This window comes from Gardnerella sp. c17Ua_118 (assembly GCF_055804255.1).
Genome location: NZ_JANUYT010000001.1, coordinates 196,397 through 215,764 on the forward strand (window position 1 = coordinate 196,397; position 19,368 = coordinate 215,764).

Annotated in this window: 14 protein-coding genes, 1 pseudogene and 1 CRISPR repeat array; of the genes and pseudogenes, 11 read left to right on the forward strand and 4 right to left on the reverse strand. The window is 36.6% G+C overall.

Features of this window, described 5'->3' with window-relative positions; translation table 11 throughout:
- The first annotated feature begins 48 nt into the window (after positions 1 to 48).
- Positions 49 to 2,343, forward strand: a complete 2,295-nt coding sequence (locus NYP69_RS00895) for an SHIRT domain-containing protein (protein WP_473410466.1) — start codon at positions 49 to 51, stop codon at positions 2,341 to 2,343.
- 117 nt (positions 2,344 to 2,460) lie between these two features.
- On the opposite strand, the pseudogene NYP69_RS00900 reads toward NYP69_RS00895, so the two are convergent.
- Positions 2,461 to 2,790 (reverse strand): annotated as a pseudogene (locus NYP69_RS00900) (transposase-like zinc-binding domain-containing protein); the annotation flags it as partial.
- A gap of 463 nt (positions 2,791 to 3,253) precedes the next feature.
- Between NYP69_RS00900 and cas3 the strand changes: the two are divergent.
- The 10 genes from cas3 to NYP69_RS00950 all read left to right on the forward strand — a co-directional run bounded on the left by cas3 (position 3,254) and on the right by NYP69_RS00950 (position 15,659).
- Positions 3,254 to 6,109 carry a CRISPR-associated helicase Cas3' gene (gene cas3, locus NYP69_RS00905; RefSeq protein ID WP_115761638.1) on the forward strand — a complete coding sequence of 952 codons (2,856 nt, stop codon included), beginning with the start codon at positions 3,254 to 3,256 and terminating at the stop codon, positions 6,107 to 6,109.
- Positions 6,096 to 7,766, forward strand: coding sequence for a type I-E CRISPR-associated protein Cse1/CasA (gene casA, locus NYP69_RS00910; protein ID WP_004574565.1), 1,671 nt, complete (start codon positions 6,096 to 6,098; stop codon positions 7,764 to 7,766). Before cas3 ends, casA begins: the two co-directional genes overlap by 14 nt.
- Positions 7,767 to 7,787: 21 nt before the next feature.
- Positions 7,788 to 8,402, forward strand: coding sequence for a type I-E CRISPR-associated protein Cse2/CasB (gene casB, locus NYP69_RS00915; protein WP_004132148.1), 615 nt, complete (start codon positions 7,788 to 7,790; stop codon positions 8,400 to 8,402).
- Positions 8,403 to 8,496: 94 nt separating this feature from the next.
- Positions 8,497 to 9,585, forward strand: coding sequence for a type I-E CRISPR-associated protein Cas7/Cse4/CasC (cas7e, locus tag NYP69_RS00920; protein ID WP_115761639.1), 1,089 nt, complete (start codon positions 8,497 to 8,499; stop codon positions 9,583 to 9,585).
- 58 nt (positions 9,586 to 9,643) lie between these two features.
- Entirely contained in the window at positions 9,644 to 10,519 is an 876-nt protein-coding gene (cas5e, locus tag NYP69_RS00925) for a type I-E CRISPR-associated protein Cas5/CasD (protein ID WP_018637825.1), read from the forward strand.
- On the forward strand, positions 10,520 to 11,167 hold the full coding sequence (gene cas6e, locus NYP69_RS00930) for a type I-E CRISPR-associated protein Cas6/Cse3/CasE (RefSeq protein WP_004574564.1): 648 nt from the start codon (positions 10,520 to 10,522) through the stop codon (positions 11,165 to 11,167).
- Positions 11,168 to 11,202: 35 nt separating this feature from the next.
- Entirely contained in the window at positions 11,203 to 12,144 is a 942-nt protein-coding gene (cas1e, locus tag NYP69_RS00935) for a type I-E CRISPR-associated endonuclease Cas1e (RefSeq protein WP_415697639.1), read from the forward strand.
- A gap of 1 nt (position 12,145) precedes the next feature.
- On the forward strand, positions 12,146 to 13,225 hold the full coding sequence (cas2e, locus tag NYP69_RS00940) for a type I-E CRISPR-associated endoribonuclease Cas2e (RefSeq protein ID WP_004132157.1): 1,080 nt from the start codon (positions 12,146 to 12,148) through the stop codon (positions 13,223 to 13,225).
- 107 nt (positions 13,226 to 13,332) lie between these two features.
- A CRISPR array of direct repeats spans positions 13,333 to 14,763; the repeat unit is 28 nt; unit sequence GTCTTTCCCGCATACGCGGGGGTGATCC.
- A 190-nt stretch (positions 14,764 to 14,953) separates the two neighbouring features.
- Positions 14,954 to 15,241, forward strand: a complete 288-nt coding sequence (locus NYP69_RS00945; protein ID WP_346284388.1) for a hypothetical protein — start codon at positions 14,954 to 14,956, stop codon at positions 15,239 to 15,241.
- Between the two features lie 130 nt (positions 15,242 to 15,371).
- Positions 15,372 to 15,659 carry a hypothetical protein gene (locus tag NYP69_RS00950; RefSeq protein ID WP_346284387.1) on the forward strand — a complete coding sequence of 96 codons (288 nt, stop codon included), beginning with the start codon at positions 15,372 to 15,374 and terminating at the stop codon, positions 15,657 to 15,659.
- A gap of 534 nt (positions 15,660 to 16,193) precedes the next feature.
- Here NYP69_RS00950 and NYP69_RS00955 read toward each other — a convergent pair.
- The 3 genes from NYP69_RS00955 to NYP69_RS00965 form a co-directional block, all read right to left on the reverse strand.
- Complete coding sequence (locus NYP69_RS00955; RefSeq protein ID WP_016635366.1) at positions 16,194 to 17,126, reverse strand: LysR family transcriptional regulator; 933 nt, start codon at positions 17,124 to 17,126, stop codon at positions 16,194 to 16,196.
- Positions 17,127 to 17,284: 158 nt separating this feature from the next.
- Positions 17,285 to 17,959, reverse strand: coding sequence for an HAD family hydrolase (locus NYP69_RS00960; protein WP_473412843.1), 675 nt, complete (start codon positions 17,957 to 17,959; stop codon positions 17,285 to 17,287).
- A 24-nt stretch (positions 17,960 to 17,983) separates the two neighbouring features.
- A complete protein-coding gene (locus NYP69_RS00965) occupies positions 17,984 to 18,991 on the reverse strand; it encodes an ADP-dependent NAD(P)H-hydrate dehydratase (RefSeq protein ID WP_473412844.1) in 1,008 nt (335 codons plus the stop codon).
- Between the last annotated feature and the right edge of the window lie 377 nt (positions 18,992 to 19,368).

Consider the following 19,368-nt stretch of genomic DNA (forward strand, 5'->3'; position numbering starts at 1 on the left):
TGTTATCAAAAGTGATTGATTAATTAATTGAGAAAAAGAGGCTATCTTATGCAACCTGAGAAAGTTAATCGTTATAGTTTGCGTAAGTTCGGACAACATTTCGTTTCTGCTGTGGTGGTAGTTGTGGTGGTTGGAATTTTGTTCTCTGGAATGGCTCTATCTCAAGCGACACTTGCTCACGCTGACATGGTGGGTAAAGATAATGATTTAAGGAATGGCTCAGAAAGTAGCCGTACCGCAGGTTCTGCAAACAAAACTAATCCTTTAACTAAAGATGATGATGGATATTATGATTTAATGACTGAAAAAACATCAGAAAATCTCTATCCAGAAGTTTTTTCAAATGAAGAATTGCAAAAAGCTGAAGCAGAAAAAGACGATAAAGTAAAAATTTATTTCACTCCAAAAGGAAAAGACTTTAACCCAAAAGGAAAAGATACCAAACAATTAACATTAATAGGATGGAGATTTGTAGATTGGTATCCACAAGATGGAACAGTTGATTACTTTATATTTTTACCAAAAAGAAATGTAGAGAGTGCAAGAGCACAAGTTGGAGCAGTTTATCACGCTTTTAACACCTTAGAAGAAGGCAATAAAATTTCTTTTAATGACGGTAAATATGCCGAAACGCCATTTTCTCTTTCGGTAAATAAAAAAGTCCTTGGAGAAAATTTAACAGAGGAAACTAAATTTAAAGTAAATCCAAAGCAAACTCGTGCATTTGTTAGAGTTAGCTATCAAACAACTAAAAATGACGATGCACTCTCACAAGTTTTTTATGTAGATAGATATGGAGAAGGAAATACTATATTTAAATTTTTTGTAACTTCTGTAGATGCAGATTTTCACTTTGTAGATGATAGTAGTTATAGAAAATTAACAAACCAAAAATTATCTTCACCTCTAAAAGAAAGAAGTGAAAGAGATAAAAATTCTTTTTCTAATGAAGCTTTTAAAAAGCTTGATCTAAAAGATATGCTTAACATTGTTAAAACAGATAAAGCTTTCTTTGGAAATAATCCAGTCTATAGTGCCGATTTGTCCACTCCTTTATTGTCATATGATGGTGATGAAAAAAGTTCAATAAAAAGACCTACTTTAGATCAGTTAAAAGCAAAAACAATTCCGGGATATATTTACTGTGATAATGATATAGATAAGCCAAAAACAAAAGAATTTAAAAAAGATGACGCTACAACGAAAGAAAAAGGCAATCATTATTTAACTTATGGCTATGATAACGATAGAAATATGTTGACTACAAAACATTATTATGTCACTTATCGCGCCATGCCAACAGAAATTGTTGTTCGTCAATTTAAAGAAGATAAAAAAACATCTTTAGATAATAGTTTTGATCTTTACCGTGTGGAAGATAATAAAGAGGTTTTAGTTAAATCTGCTATTAAACCTAATTATTCTCGTGCGAATGAAAAAGAAGATACTATAAATTCTATAGAAAAAATGATGAAAAAAAATACAATAAACGATCAAGGCTATTACGAAACAAATAATCTTCTTTATTTAGAACCAGGTAGTTATGTTTTAAAAGCAAAAAAATTAACAGAGCCATACTATAACGAAAAAGAAAATCAGGAATTTACAGTTAGTCTTTTGGATAGTAATGATAAAAAAACAAGAATAACTGTAGACTTTAATGCTTTATTAAAACATAAAGTAAGCTATAATTTCAACTCAAAAGATGACAAAAAATTACCAGACAAAGTTACAAACTTACTGCCAAAAAATGAAAATACATATAAAAAAGGCGAAAAAATAACTCCAGCTGACCCAACGCAAAAAGAAATATCAGTAGACGGAGGGAAATGGACATTCCTAGGATATGATACTGAAGAGCAAACAGTAGAAGATAAAGATTTAACATTCACAGGAACATGGAAATTTACTAGCATAAAACCTCTATCTACCCTAGACGAAGCACCTCAATTAGAAGTAGCTGACAAAGAAATAATGGTAGGAGAAGATTTAGATCTAAAAACACTAATAATAAGTGCAACAGACAAAGAAGACGGCGACTTAAAAGAAAAAGTAGAAATAGTAGATAAAGGTGGTTTTGACAATAACAAAGTCGGCACATATAAAATTACATATAAAGTAGCAGATAGCAAAGGAGCAACTGCAACAAAACAAGCGACAGTAACAGTAAAAGAAAAAACAAAATCAAATCCACAGCAAGAGTCACAGCCGCAGCCAAAGTCGCAGCCACAGCACAAAGCCACTTTACCGCGGACAGGAACGACCGTTAGTAGCTTAGTATTGATTGGAAGTGTATTAGTTGCGATTGGTGTTTTGCTTCAAGTAAGTAAACGAAAAGATTAATGTTTAATAGTTGAACCCCTCTATCCACAGATAGAGTGGTTATAGGCCGAAAAGTGTGTAAAGCTAAGCTGATGAATATTCTGGAAATAGAATTAGTCAGCTTGGCTTTTTGATAATTACTTGTACTACAGATTTACGTCCTAAATGAATACCATCAACGTGAATGTAATCATAAACTTTGTCTACAAATGGTACTTGCGGCCATAAGTCCCATAAAAGCTTATTCTTACGTCTTAAGGTACGGGCTGAGAAATCGTATGAATACTTATCCTGAGTCTTATTAGATAAAAGCCAATTTAAGCCAACTGTTAAATCGTTTGATTGTTTATCATACGCCCTACTTTTAGAAGCCCCACAGTTAGTACAACGGTATCTAGTAGTGCCAGCATTGGTGTGACCATTCTTGCTCATTTTATGATGACAGTTATTGCATAGTGGGTTATTCATACAAATGAAGAATAACCCACATTCGATATACCACGAGCCCTACTGCCATAAGGCTTATGAGCTTATTTTTTACACACTTTTTGTCCAGGTGGCGAATGTGCAGAAAACAGATTCGATTACCGCAAAACGCTTGTATTGCAAGGTCTAAGGCATGATTTCTTACACACTTTTTGGCCTATAACCCCTAATCCGAATAACCAGTACAAGAACCACAATAACAATGTTGTTGATGTATAATCGCTTTTGATAGTCTTTCCCGCATGCGCGGGTGTGATCCTTCTGTGTTTCGTGTTCTATCGTCTTTCTCGCATTGGCGAGGCATTATCTGAGCTTCAAATGCATGTAATATGTTTGAAGCTCAGATAATTATAAATAAATATTCAATACAATCTTCCTTAAAACTTTTATTAAGAGTATATTTACCATTATTTAGTAATCATTGTAGATTAAGGGGATAGTAGGTATGAGATGTAATCATATTGTTAATCCTGCATTATGGGGTAAAAAGAGAGAAGTTAATGGAGTAATGCAATGGCTTCCTCTTGCTCAACATCTTGAAGATACTGGAAATATTATTGGCCAATTATGGAATCATTGGCTTAGTGATGGTCAGCGAAGATTGATTGAATCCTCATTAAGTAAACATGTTGATGCAAAAAAATTATCTCAATTTTTAGGTTGCATACATGATATTGGTAAAGCTACTCCTGTTTTTCAGTTTCGCAAATCGTATTCAAATTCAAAAGATTTAGATATTGCGTTAAAAAATAAGTTAGCTGCTGTTGGTTTCACAAATATTGATGATTTTATTCTTAAGACAACAGATTGGTCAAGTAGTCATCACACTATAACAGGTCAAGCTATTCTTTCTAATGCTGGAGTTCCTGAAGGGATTTGTGGAATCGTTGGCGCTCATCATGGTAAGCCTTTAGATAATAATTACGTTTATGAACATAATGAGTCTTCATATGCTGACCATTACTATCAAAGTGAAACTGAAAGTGAGAATAGTAAATTATGGAAAAAAATGCAGAATGATATTTTGGATTGGGCTTTAGAAAGGAATGATTTTTCTAATGTAGATAATCTTCCTGAAATAAGTGAGCCAGCACAAGTTTTATTGTGTGGATTAGTTATTATGGCTGATTGGATTGCTAGTAATGAAAACTATTTTCCGCTTATTTCAATAGAAAAAGATTTAATAGAAAATCATGAAGAAAGATATAGAAGAGGCTGGGACAAGTGGTTACAACATGGTTCTAAAGATGTATGGGAATCATTAAATTGTTATAGCGATATTTCGCAAATATATAAACATCGTTTTGGTTTCTTGCCGAATGATGTTCAGATAGCGTTGCACGACGTTATTTCTAATTGCGAAGAACCTGGAATTTTTATTCTTGAATCAGCGATGGGTTCAGGTAAAACAGAAGCTTCTTTGATTGCTGCTGAGCAATTGGCAAATCTAACTGGAAGAAGCGGAGTATTTTTCGGTCTTCCTACTCAAGCCACTTCTAACGGAATGTTTAGGCGAGTTGAGAATTGGCTTAAAAGTGTGAATTGTGATTTTCAGGGTGAAATTGGTTTACGTTTAGTTCATGGTAAATCTGAACTGAATGCAGATTATGCGCATTTGCCGCGTGGAATGCAAAATATGAATGATGGTTGTGAGAGTAGTTCTAGTAATAATGATGCGAATAATAATGGAGTAATACTTAATGATTGGTTTACTGGGCGAAAAACAGCAATGTTGGATGATTTTGTAGTTGGTACAGTAGATCAATTTTTGTTAGCTTCGCTAAAACAAAAACATCTTATGCTTCGTCATTTGGGTTTAAGTAAAAAAGTTGTAATTATTGACGAAGTGCACGCGTATGACGCTTATATGAATAAGTATCTTGAAGAATCTCTTATTTGGATGGCAGCATATGGTGTTCCTGTAGTATTGCTTTCTGCCACCTTGCCTGCAAAGCGTAGAAAAGAACTTATAAAATCTTATCTGTTGCGCGGGTTGGGATTTAAATGGAGTGAATGTGATAAGTCTAATGTTGATTTTGAAACAAATGGTTATCCTTTAATCACATACAGTGATAAAAACTGTGTAAAACAAAAATTTATTGAAAATGATGCTAGTGACAATAAATCTGTTTCTGTAAGAAAAATAACAGACGATAACTTACATGAATCACTTGTTAGTGAGCTTAAATCTTTATTAAATAATGGAGGTATTGCTGGGATTATAGTAAACACCGTTAAGAGAGCTCAAGAAATTTATAATGCTTGCGTTGATGAGTTTAGTGATGAAGAAGTGATAGTTATTCATTCGCAATTTATTGCTACGGATAGAGTTAGAAAAGAACAACAGATTTGCAATATGATTGGCAAGAATGCCCATAGACCTGCTCGTGCAATAATTATTGGTACGCAAGTATTAGAACAGTCACTTGATATTGATTTTGATGTTTTGTTTACTGATCTTGCTCCTATAGATTTATTACTTCAACGTGCTGGCAGATTACAAAGGCATACTATAGAGCGCCCAGATTCTCTTAAAGAACCAATTTTATATGTGTTGGGAACCAGTGAGCGGTATGAATTTGATAAAGGCTCTGAGTCTATTTACAGTAAATATTTACTTATGAGGACTCAATACTATTTGCCAGATGTTATAAACATGCCTCAAGATATTTCTCGATTAGTACAAATAGTTTATGGTGATAATCCTTTAGAGTTACAAGAAGATTTGACAGATGCTTATGTTGCTGCAAAAAGAGAATATGATTCAGACAGAAATAACAATGAAAGTAATGCTGAAACATATAGAATTGAAAATCCAAAAACAGAAATCGGTAAAAAATCTATTGTTGGCTTGTTGGAGAATCCAATTGTAAAAGAGTCTGATGAATTTGCACATGCTCAAGTTCGTAATAGCGGTGAATCTATAGAAGTTATTGCTGTTAAAAGAGTTGGATCCGGCTATGGAACTTTCCATGATTGTAAAGATATTTCACAAAATATTGATGATGTGGAAGTTGCAATGAAACTTGCTCAAGAGACAGTAGGATTGCCGTGGATGTTTACGATAAACAGCAATCGTGTTGAAGAAACAATTGCAGAATTGGAAAGAATGCGAAAACAAAAGCAATTCCAAAATTGGGATGATCAGCCTTGGCTGCGAGGCTCTTTGGTGCTTCTATTCGATGAAAATAATATTTGCGAATTATCGAAATACAGAGTTGCGTATTCTGAAAAAAGTGGTATTGTATGTATTAAGAGTTCAGAAGAAGACAGAAAGGAATTAAAAGGTGAGCAGATTTAATTTATTGGATGAGCCTTGGATTTCCGTCATTGTAGACGAAAAAGGCCACAATAAACTCGTATCAATAACAGATGTGTTTAAGAATGCATCTGAATATAAAGCTCTTGCTGGCGATATGAAAACTCAAGATTTTGCATTACTTCGTATTCTTCTAGCTGTACTTCATACTGTTTTTTCTCGATATGACATTCAAGGAAATTCTCGTGAATTTGATTCAGATGAAGAGGATAAAGAGGATTTTAATGAAGAAACAATGAATATTTGGCGCGAAGTTTGGAATTCAAAAAAATTTCCAGATGTAGTCTTCAAATATTTAGAACAATGGCATGATCGTTTCTATCTTTTTGATGACAAATATCCTTTTTTACAAGTACTTAAACAAGATATCGATAGTAAAAAGCTTGGTGGTAAATCTCCTAGCGAGATATCTGGTAAAAATATAAATCGATTGATTTCTGAAAGCAATAATAAAATTGCAGTATTTTCTCCAAAAGATAATGTTGATAATAATAAATCGTCACTTACTGAAGCACAATTAGCAAGATGGATTATTACCTTACAGTCATATGCTGGATTGGCAGATAAGACCATTTTTGGTACGGAAAAATATAAAGCTTCTAAAGGTTGGCTTTTTGATCTCGGCGGTATTGAGATAGTAGGGGCCAATTTATTTGAAACTCTTATGCTCAACTGCGTGCTTGTTGGTGAAATACAATCTCCTGAGAAAAGACAAAAGCCATGCTGGGAATATTCAGGAACAGAAAATGTTGAAAATTCATTTTACGAAACATTTATCGACAATATTTCTCAGCTTTACACTCGATGGAGTAGGGCAATATATATAAATCCTGATACCAGTATTGACAAGCCTATATCGGTCTCTATAGTGAAACTTCCTGATATTAATCATAAAAATGCTTTTATTGAGCCAATGACAGTATGGCAGTATAACAAGGAAGGTGAAAGTAAGGACAAATACACTCCCAGGAAGCATAGAGCAGAAGAATCTATGTGGAGATCGTTCGGGTTACTTACGTTGCAAGAATCAGATGATGGGATCCTAAAAAATCACAAACCGGGAATTATGGAATGGCTTAACAAAATTAAACATGATATTGCTGGTTCTTCTATTTCACTGCAAGCCATAAGTATGAAAGATGACGGCAATGCTACATCTTGGGTCCCTACAGATGAAATATGCGATACTTTGCATATTGATGAAGTTGTAGTAACTGATAATGCTGACAATGGATGGGTATACAGAATTAACAATGAAGTCGAGTATACAAGATCTGCCATAGGATTTATTTACAGGCAATTTCTTCTCGACATATGTGAAATACGCAATAGAAATAAAGATGATGCAACTAAATATTCTGCTAAGTACATTAGTCAGGCTTATTTCTTAGTTGATCAACCGTTTAGAGAATGGTTAGCAAATATTAAACCAAAAGATTTAATGAATGAACGATGTACTCAATGGAGAAATACTTTGCATAGCATACTTATAAATGAAGCAAAAGGCATGTTGGAAAATGCTACATTGCGTGATTTTACAGGTAGGCCTGCTATGCAAAGTGAGAAAGAAACTACAAAAAATATAGTTACGGCTTACAGCATTTTTACTAGTCGATTAAAAAAATTATCAAAAAAATAAAGACATAGAAAGGAGGCTATTATGGCTGAAAATCAAAGCAAATCTGTTGAAGTATCTAATGCTGTTAGAAAAATTATCAATCAATTTTTGAATGGCTCAGATATTGCATCAAGGCGAGCTATGCTTGCTCAACTACGCAACACAATTGGTAAGCCATTAAGTCAGTCTGTAGAAATATGGCCATGGATACTAAGCAATGTTCCAGAAAGCTTTATCAATAAATATGGTGAAGTTAGCTATCAAATGCGATCTGTTATAAACACTTTGCAAATATACGCATTGTATGAACAAGGTAGTGTAGAAAAATCAAGTTATAAGTATTTGAACAAATCTGAAGATTCAGAAAATGAAAAATCTTATAACAATATGGGAACAGCTTTAAGAGCACTAAGATGTGACGAAGGTGTGCGTGGAGCGATGGATAGACGCTTTAGTGTTATGATTACTGCAAGCGATTACGAAAGTTTTTACTATTACCTTCGTCAACTAGTTCGACTACTAAAAAGCAGAACAAAAGAAAATCAACAAGCGATTGATTATTCTAAACTAGCACGCGATTTATATTTACTTCAGTTTGAAGATTCAGAAAAAGTAAGACTTTCCTGGGCGCAAGAATATTATCGCTTAAGCAAGTAGCAATAACTTTTTAGCAATATCACATATTTTAAAAATTACATATTTCAAAAACAACGTTATTAAACAATTAACTAAAATTTAGAAAGGCAAAACAATGGACGCTCATTTATTCTTAGATATTCAAGCAATCCAAGCTGTTCCACCATGCAATATTAATCGCGATGATGCAGGTAGTCCAAAAACTGCTCAATATGGCGGTGTAACTAGAGCTAGAGTAAGCTCTCAATGCTGGAAGCACTCAATGCGCGAATATTTCAAAGAACACAGCGGAGATTCTAATGTTGGAATACGAAGCAAAAACATTGTTAAGTACGTTGCAGATAAAATTGTTGCATTAAAACCAGAATTATCTGAGCAAGAAGCATTAGATTTAGCAAATAAAACGTTAAATAATGCTGGCGTTAAAACTAAAAAAGATAATGATGAAATAGTTCCTACAGCAAAAGCTTTATTCTTCTTAGGAGAGACTCAAGCAAATTCTCTAGCGCAAGCAGCAATCAATAATGTTACTGACAAGAAGCAACTGCAAGAAATCTTGAAAGATAATCCACCTATTGATATTGCTTTATTTGGTCGCATGCTTGCAGACGATCCATCGCTTAATGAGGATGCTTCTTCTCAAGTTGCTCACGCAATTTCCACTCACGCTGTTCGTGCTGAATTTGATTACTATACTGCTGTTGATGATTTATCTACTGAGGATAATGCTGGAGCTGGAATGCTTGGAACAATAGAATTTAATTCTTCAACGCTTTATCGTTATGCAAATGTGGCAGTACATGAGTTTAGCCATCAGTTGAGCGATAACAAAGAATCTACAATTAATGCTCTTAGACTTTTTATTGAAGCTTTCGCTAACGCTATGCCTACTGGAAAAGCAAATACTTTTGCGAATCAAACTTTGCCGCAAATGCTGGTGGTAACTTTAAGAGATGACAGACCAGTGAATTTAGTGAGCGCATTTGAAGATCCAGTAAAAGCAAAAGACGGATATGTTTCAAAATCTATTGAGAAACTATCTCAAGAATACGAAAAAGTTCAAAAATTCGTCAATAAGCCACTTGCATCATTCTATGTAACAATGGATTCTTCAAATGAGAATCTTAAATTAGGAGTGGAAGAGCAAAGTATGCAGCAATTATTGGATGATTTTTCTTCTAAAGTCTCCGAATTTCTTCAGTAAATTCCTTAATAAATAACACTTATTAGTTGATATTTAGTGTTTAATAGTTAGGAAGCTTATGAAAAGTTTATTACTGAAGTTTTCTGGACCGTTGCAATCATGGGGTACGGATTCGCATTTTGAGACTCGTCACACAGACTACTATCCATCTAAAAGTGCGGTAGTAGGTATGATTGCTGCAGCTTTTGGATATAGAAGAAGCACAGATTGTGATGAAGAGATTGCAAAGCTTAATGATTTAGATTTTGCAGTACGAATAGATCAGCAAGGAAATTTGCTTAGAGATTATCATATTGCTGCAAAATATAAGCCTAACGGTGACTTTGAAAAAAATTACGTTACAAATCGTTACTATCTAGAAGATGCCATATTCCTAGTTGCAATAGGATCCGATAATGAGCAACTTATTTACAGTATTAACGATGCGTTGCGCTCGCCGTATTTTCAATCTAGTTTAGGCAGAAGATCATTGCCTCCTACAGCTGATTTTATTCTAGGCGTAGAAGATTGCGGAGTAATTCAAGCATTATTAACGTATGAGTGGCTTGCAAACAAGTGGTCTAAAAAAAGATTTAATACTTCTAGACTATCTGAAGCATCAGAGTCTTCTATTGAATCGTGCAATGAAGTATTTATATCCTTATACGCTGATTCTGATTTAGTAGATAAAGCTGCAGCAGAATTAGTCAAAGACGATACTAGTACTTATAAAATTCAGGAATCAGTTCGTAGATTACGCAAGGATTTCGTTAATTCTTTCTCTAACAAGGAAAGAAAATTCGGATTTCGTTACGAGTCAAAAATGGGAATACCTATTAAGAGAATTCTCCACAATAATTCGGATTCGGAAGGTATTTCATCAGATAGTAAGCATGTGAAATCTACTGGAGATTTTATTGCTGAGCATGATGCTTTTTCTGGATTGGAGTCTTAAATGTCTTATTTAAGCAGAGTTGAAATTGATTATAAAAAGCCCTCATCATTGAGAGATCTTAAATCTGTTGGTGCCTTTCATAACTGGGTTGAGCAAAGTTTTCCCTACGAATGGGAGAATCATGAAAGAATCAGAAAGCTATGGAGAGTTGATGTTTTGCATGGAAAACATTACTTGCTTATCGTAAGTGATTCTAAACCAGATTTGCAACGTCTAGAGATGTATGGTGTTGCAGGAACAGCGTCAAGTAAAACTTATGATAAGTTTTTAGACTCACTAATGAATGGCATGAGAATGCAATTTCGTGTGACGCTTAACCCTGTTGTTTCTATTTCTGATAATGCTGAAACTCGCACTACTAGAGGTAGAGTAGTACCACATGTTACTTATGATCAGCAGATGAATTTTTTGTTTAATCGCGCACAAAAATTAGGTTTTTCGTTGAACGAAAATGAATTCGCTATTGTTGAACGTGGATATAGCTTATTTACAAAGTCAGAAAAACCTATTCGATTAAGTAAAGCTGTTTATCAAGGTATTTTAACAATTAACGATGCAGACACTATGCGTAAAACACTGCTAGAAGGAATTGGCAAAAAGAAAGCGTATGGCTTTGGAATGATGACAGTAATTCCTTTAGGTAATTAAATAAATGACGCTATTTTATTAAAGGCTGTAACAGTATGAAAAAGAAATTCGGTGCTCAAAAAGCTGAAATATCAGAGCTTCCACGTATAAGCGACAGAGTGAGTTTTATATACGTAGAGCATGCGAAAATTAATCGTCTTGATAGTGCTGTTACAGTCTTTGATGCAAATGGAACTATAAGAGTTCCTGCTGCAATGATTGGCGTTTTACTTTTAGGTCCTGGCACGGAGATTACTCATAGGGCAATGGAATTACTTGGAGATGTTGGCGCAAGCATAGTTTGGGTTGGTGAGCATGGGGTTCGCAATTATGCTCATGGTAGAGCATTGTCAAGAAGCTCAAGATTGTTGGAAAAACAGGCAAAACTTGTTACGAATAATAGGTCTAGATTGAGTGTTGCGAGAAAAATGTATCAAATGCGTTTCCCTAATGAAAATATATCGTCATATACTATGCAACAATTAAGAGGTCGAGAAGGAGCTCGTGTAAGAAGCATATATAGGGAGATGTCTAATAAATACAATGTTCAATGGAATGGCCGCGATTATAAAGTCGATGATTTTGAAAGTGGTACTGTTGTTAATCAAGCATTGTCTGTAGGTAACGTATGCCTATACGGTTTAGTGCATAGCATAATATCTGCTTTAGGTTTAGCGCCTGGATTAGGTTTCGTGCATACTGGCCATGATCTTTCTCTAGTATACGATATTGCAGACTTATATAAAGCTGAATTAACTATTCCTGCATCTTTTGAAATTGCTTCTCAGTGTGAATTCGACGATGATATTGAACGGTTAATGCGTTTGAAAATGCGTGATTGCTTCGCAAATTGCAACATAATGTCTCGTATTGTTAATGACATACAAAATCTTCTTGAAATACCGATTGACGATCAAATTACTGTTGATGTAATACATCTTTGGGACGATAAGGAAATTCTAGTAGCTTCTGGCGTAAATTACAGTGAGGTGAATTGATATGCCGTTAACTGTGATTACGATGACTAACTGCCCACTATCTTTAAGAGGTGATTTAACCAAGTGGATGCAAGAAATAGCTACAGGCGTTTATGTCGGCAATTTTAACAGTAGAATCCGTGAAGAATTATGGAAGCGTATAGAAAACAGTGTTGGAAATGGTGTTGCAACAATGAGTTTTTCTTCCAGAAATGAAATTGGCTACGATTTTAAGACTATCCATTCGCATCGTGAAGTGGTTTATTCGGATGGATTACCTCTGGTACGTATTCCAACAGTTGATACATTAGAAAACGCTATTAAACATGGATTTAGCGATGCAGCACATTTTCATAACGCAAGGAAATTTTCAAATGCTAGGCGTAAAAGTATTAATACTACTTCTAATAAAATTGAAGATAATCTTACAAATGAGAATATTAGTAATCTAAGTTACGATAATATTTCTCGAACTGCAAACTTTACTACGAATAATGAAGAAATAACTTGTACAGATTACTGGAAAGATTTTATTGGTAAAATAAGTAAGAATTTTGTTGTAATAGATTGCGAAACTACGGGTTTAAATAGCAAAGTTGATAAAATCATTGAAATTGGAGCCGTTAAGTTCATTGATGGGAAAATTGAAGAATTCCAAAAACTAATAAAGATTAATTGCGATAGCGTTAGTAATTTTAATAAAAATAATTTTATTCCTAATAAAATTATTGAGCTAACTGGTATTACAACTAATATGCTTGAGTCTTATGGTGTAGGATTAGATTTAGCATTAAGAGAATTCATTGATTTTATCGGAAAATTACCGATACTTGGATACAATATACAGTTTGATATGTCATTTTTGAATTCTGCTTTATCTTCATTAGGTGAAAGATTTGACGATTCTCTTTTAATTAATAAAATTTTTGATATCTCTCGTTTTGTAAAGAAAGAAAAGAAATTTTTAAAAAATTACCAGCTAAAGACGGTGCTGCACGAATACAACATTTCTGAATCCGTTCCGCATAGAGCTCTTCTGGACGCTAGACTAACAGCGCATCTTGTTTTTAATTTGAAAGGATTGTTAAAATTTATTTCATAAAAATAAAATACTGTTGTACCATGTTCTGTGATAGGTTGAATTTGAAAAGTAAATGAAATTTGACTGTTTCTGTTATGGAAATGGCCATTTTTATTGGGATTTTAAGTGTCTTTCCCGCATACGCGGGGGTGATCCTATTTTGCCATTCCGTTTGCAGCTCATCACCAAGTCTTTCCCGCATACGCGGGGGTGATCCCATCTGGTACATTCTTTGATTGTATGCAGCACTGTCTTTCCCGCATACGCGGGGGTGATCCTATAAATGGAGGTTTCGGATTATGACCGAGCATGTCTTTCCCGCATACGCGGGGGTGATCCCGTTTAGATAAGGCAATTGAAGAAGAAAACAAAGTCTTTCCCGCATACGCGGGGGTGATCCTCTATCACTTTTGATTGTGGTATTTGCCCTACTGTCTTTCCCGCATACGCGGGGGTGATCCCCATAGAGGTTCACCCCATACACAGATACCGTCGTCTTTCCCGCATACGCGGGGGTGATCCCCTTAATGGAGGTTTTGGATTATGACCGAAAATGTCTTTCCCGCATACGCGGGGGTGATCCCAACCGCTGGAGTTGGTGTAAAGTCTACTTTAAGTCTTTCCCGCATACGCGGGGGTGATCCCTGGTAATCATTTGCATTACTAGCGTAGTCGCTGTCTTTCCCGCATACGCGGGGGTGATCCTATAAAAAAGGGGGAGAGCTTCTAACGCAATAAGTCTTTCCCGCATACGCGGGGGTGATCCTATGGTACGTTCCAATTCTACGTGATAAACCAGGTCTTTCCCGCATACGCGGGGGTGATCCTTAAATTCACAGCCGCGTGGCTTTTTACACACAGTCTTTCCCGCATACGCGGGGGTGATCCCGAACTCGCGTCTAAAGTCATTAGGTGTTGCAAGTCTTTCCCGCATACGCGGGGGTGATCCCAAGGCGCGAAAGCTTGCCGATGAACTTTTGCAGTCTTTCCCGCATACGCGGGGGTGATCCTGAAGAAGGCGACGAGGAAGAGCTGGCGGCGGAGTCTTTCCCGCATACGCGGGGGTGATCCTCAATGACACCGTAGAAACGAATCAACAGCACGGTCTTTCCCGCATACGCGGGGGTGATCCTATGAATGGTGGTTTTGGATTATGACCGACAATGTCTTTCCCGCATACGCGGGGGTGATCCCGTATCATACTTTCCGTGTTTTGTCCTTATTGGGTCTTTCCCGCATACGCGGGGGTGATCCCAAATCGCGCGCCATACGCGAGCGCAGCACACAGTCTTTCCCGCATACGCGGGGGTGATCCCGATAACCAGCCAGAATAAAAAGACAATAAGGAGTCTTTCTCGCATACGCGGGGGGGATCCCACGTCAATTTTCATATTTTCCAAGCCATTTGTGTCTTTCCCGCATACGCGGGGGTGATCCCCAGTAGACTTGCAATCGCAACAAGTATTTCCAGTCTTTCTCGCATACGCGGGGGTGATCCTAATACATCGCGCGTAGAAGTGACGCGAATCGAGTCTTTCCCGCATACGCGGGGGTGATACTATATAAATATTGTGATACAGTATAACCAGCGTGGGGACCTCGGCAACCAGCTTTCAAGACTGGAACATCAGTCTGAGGAGCACCCCACGTTTTTCAGTTTTTTGCAACGATTGAGCGAGAAAAGAAAAAAGGGTGGCGCGTTAATACCTTGTTCTCAGTTGTGGAAAATAAGAGAGGAGTGAAAAGCTAATGGATATGATGAAAATTTGTTATGACATGGTTGAGAAACTCCGTCCATATGCAGAACCTAACATGGATAAGCTCTCTAAAGAAGCAGCCAATAGTGCTATTCGAGCGGGCGAACCGTCTATTGCAATTGATTATTATTTAGTAGAAGCATGGATGCACAAGAGCGCACCTAAAGAGTTGCTAATAGAAGCCTATAACCTGCTAGATCCTTATGAATGCGGCGATGATTATGACGATATAGCAGACGATTTAGGTGTACCGCGTAAAGTTCATTCACCAGATGAATAAAGAATAAATTTTATATTAAATTAACAACTATCAGATTTTAGCTACCTTGCAAAAGGTGGTAAGCAATTAAAAGTATGCGCGTTAATACCTTGTTCTCAGTTGTGGAAGATAAGAGAGGGGTGAAAAGCTAATGGATATGATGAAACTTTGTTATGACATGGCTGAAAAACTTCGTCCCTATGCTGAGCCATATATGAGTGAATTTTCCAAAGAATTTGCTAATGATGCTATTGACGCAGGAGAACCGTCAGTTGCAATTGATATTTATTTAGTAGACGCGTGGCTGCACAAGAGTGCGCCTAAAGAGTTGTTAATCGAAGCATATAACCTGCTAGAGCCTTATGAGTGCGGCGATATACATGACGATATAGCAGACGATTTAGGGTTGCCGCGTAAAGTTGATCCATTAGACGAATAAAAAATAAATTTTGGTCTATAACCCTAGAACCTATAACCCTAGAAAATATGCTTAGAATGAAAATTGCGAGGAACCCCTCGACTAACAATCTGACGTAAACGGCAGCTGCGAGGCCCTCGCGTTACATTCATTATAGCGTTATTTTTTAGAATATCCAATGTAACAGGGGCTTCAATAAATACTATTCTTCAAAAACGTTTATCTAGAGAAGATACGAAACTAAATTGCGTTTGCATAATAGAAAACGGGAAAATTAACTATTACAAAAGAGCTGGTCATTTCCCCAAACCCACCCCGTGAAGGGTCAAGGGTAAGGGGGAGCCCCAGCTCTCAATTCGATTCTATCATATGGTTTTTTTACATCTTTCTAGTGCTAGATGGTAAATCCCTCAATAGTTCGAATCCCACAGGGGGCACATGCAATCATTCTCACATTCGTGTTAATGACCCAAAATAAGGGCTAATTGCAAAATCTGTAGCTATGCTAACAAAGTTCTACGCACAGTTTTATCGCACAGTGCTACGCGTAGCTGTCTACTTGGCTCTATTTATTACCTGATACCCGTGTTTAATTAGCACAGATTCGAGTTGGGAAAGATACGCAAGTGCTGCAGGAGAAAGATTCGTGCGCTCATTCTTAATCCACCCAACAAGCATGGTTTCTTCGCAGTCCAGCGGAATGGTCACGATTTTCTCGTTATTCAAGTCGCCATTGTCGATTCCAGTGCAAATCGTAAAACCATTAAGACCAATAATAAAGTTCAAAATGGTTGCGCGGTCTGTAACATTAATCTTTTTAGGCGGATGTTGAGGCCAAACTGCCTCCTCTGTAAAGAAGAAACTCCCGTCTTCTCCCTGCTCATACTGAATAAACGGATATGGCCGCAAATCCTCCAAAGTAAGTTTCTTGCGATTTGCGAGCGGATTATTCCTAGAAATAAAAACGTGCAAATTAGCGCGGAAAAGAGGATGAAACTCAAGATGCTTTTCTCGAAGCATTTTTCCAATAACGTCTTTGTTGTAGTCGGAAAGATAAAGCAAACCAAGGTCTGCGCGCATTGAAGTCACTTGATTAATAATGTTCTTTGTGCGCGTTTCCCTTAGTGAAAACTCGTACTCGTTAGAATCAATGCTGCGAATCATGTCTACAAAAGCCTCAACAGCAAACATGTAGTGCTGAGTTGCAACGCTGCAAAGCTGTTTTCTAGGCTTAGTGCTGTTGTATCGCTCTTCTAGCAAATCTGCCTGGTCTAAAACTTGGCGCGCGTACGTTAAAAACTCGGCTCCGTCAACCGTTAAGGCAATTCCTTGAGAAGACCTCGTAAAAATCTCAATTCCAAGCTCTCGCTCTAGCTCTTTTACGGAAGAGCTTAACGCTGGTTGTGAAACATAAAGTTCGTGCGAAGCTTCGTTCATAGATCCGCACTCTACGATTTTCACAATGTACTTTAATTGCAGCAGCGTCATTATTAAGGGCCTTCCGATTTTTGGGATTTATACTTGACTATTTTTTATACTTGACTATTTCCAACTATTACAACTATAACAACTATAATCTAACGCCTATAATCTTGCGATTAATGCATATATTTAACGCGTACAAACTTGCGATTTTGGCTTAGTGCCTATAATCTAACGCCCAGCGATGCCAAATCCTCTCTAGCTTTTTGCGCTGTAGTAAAAACAAACCCATGCATTCCAACGTTATGCGCGCCATCGATATTTACTGGCTTATCGTCGAAGAAAACAGTTGTTTGCGGTTTTAACCCAAATCTGCTCATAGCAAGCTCAAAAATCTCGGGCTGTGGCTTATGCAATTTTTCAACGCCAGAAATAACCGTACCCTGTAAAAGTGTGTTCAATTCTGGGAATTTACGCAATGCTAGTGGGAAAGTTTCTTTAGACCAGTTAGTCAATCCCCAAACGCCGTAGCCAGCTTTGCGCAAATCGTGCAATAAATCAACCATTCCAGGCATCATGCGTGTAAGAACTTGATCGTAGTGTGCGCAATACCATTGAAAAGCGTTGCTAAGATCCTTGCCAAATCGCCTCTCGTATTCTGGCAAAAGGTCTTTTAATAGTTCGCCGCCGTCCATGCGGTCTTCAAACTCATAGAATCCAGCCAAATCATCTTTTCCAAAAGTGCCATTAGGGCAAATCGTGTCTACTAAATCTGGGAACTGTTTTTGCAAGCAATTCCTGCAATTCCACTCAAGCAAAACTTTGCAATAATCGAACATTACGTCGTGAATTTCAACAGATTTTGCATTTGTATTTGCATTTGCATTTATGTTTGTCATTTTTCTTCTTTCGCTTTTCTTTTTTTAATCAAGATTAATTAAAGATCCAAGAACGTAAGGCAATGCATCAATAATATTACTTGCGACTATTGGATGCTCAATATTTTCGTAATTTTCGTGATTTTCGCAATTTTCGCGATTGTAAACACTTTTTGCATACGACTTTGCGTCTAACTTTGCATACGACTTTGCGGCCAACTTTGCGGCCAATCCATGAATCACAGCCACGCTAGCTGCGATTAATGCGTAGTTTGCATTTTGATTTAGTTCGCAATTATTCTGCGCTAATAATGCGCCTAAAATACCCGCAAGAACATCTCCAGATCCAGCGGTCGCAAGCCAAGATGGGCCATATGTGCAAGTAAATATTGGCAAGTTCAAACTTTCTGCAGATGCAACAACAGTTGTAGATCCTTTAAGAAGAACAGTTGCTCCAGTAAGATTTGCCGCTTTTTGAGCGAATTCTACAGGATTTTTTGCAATATTTTCCGCGCTAAAATCAAGGTTATAACGTTTTAATAGCTTGCTTAATTCTAAAGCATGAGGAGTTAAAACAACTTTTTCACAAACTTTTTTAGGCAATAAATCAAGCGCTCCAGCGTCTACGCATACGGGTGGTAGGTTTGTGTTTTCTTGATTTTCTGCACTATGCGCGCTATATGGTTTAAGCAAGTCTAAAATATAGTCTCGTTGCGATTTTGTTGAATCATCATTGCAATGCTCATAATCTGGGATTCCAGATCCAACAGTTATAGCATTGACTTTTCCTTGCAAGCAATCTGAAACAACGGCTTCTGGAACTGCTTGTAAAACAAGATTTTGCGCTCTAAATGGACCCGCGTAGCGAACCATGCCAATATTGCTGTATGCTGCTGATTTTGTGCTTAAAACGGCCGCTCCTGGGTATGCGTTTGATCCTGTTACTAATCCAAGAACGCCTCTAGAGTACTTATTGCTCGATTCATTTGGCTTTTTTAAGCATTTGCTAGCATCTTTTACATCTATACTGGCTGTGTTTAGAAGTGGAGTCATATTTACGATTCTAGTGAATATATGCGATTGTTGATTGTGTGCGATTATTGATTATGTGCGATTATTGCTTGATATTAGTGACAATTTTGCGTTCCTATACATCATTTATTGGCAAATCGCAAGAAAATCACAAGAAAAATCGCATTATATCAAACAAAAAAATTGCGACACGCTGTTTTGTAAAAAATTACGATAATTTTTGTGATTTTATTGACCAAGCTTTTTATTTTCTCTATGCTTAAAGCGTTATTGCTAACGATAATCTTTCCTAATTACAAGATTAAAAAAGATAGCACAAGTTAAAGTGCTTAAGGAAAAAACAAGAAAAATCGCAATAATGTGAATTTCAATAATGTAAATTCATATATTCCGGAAAG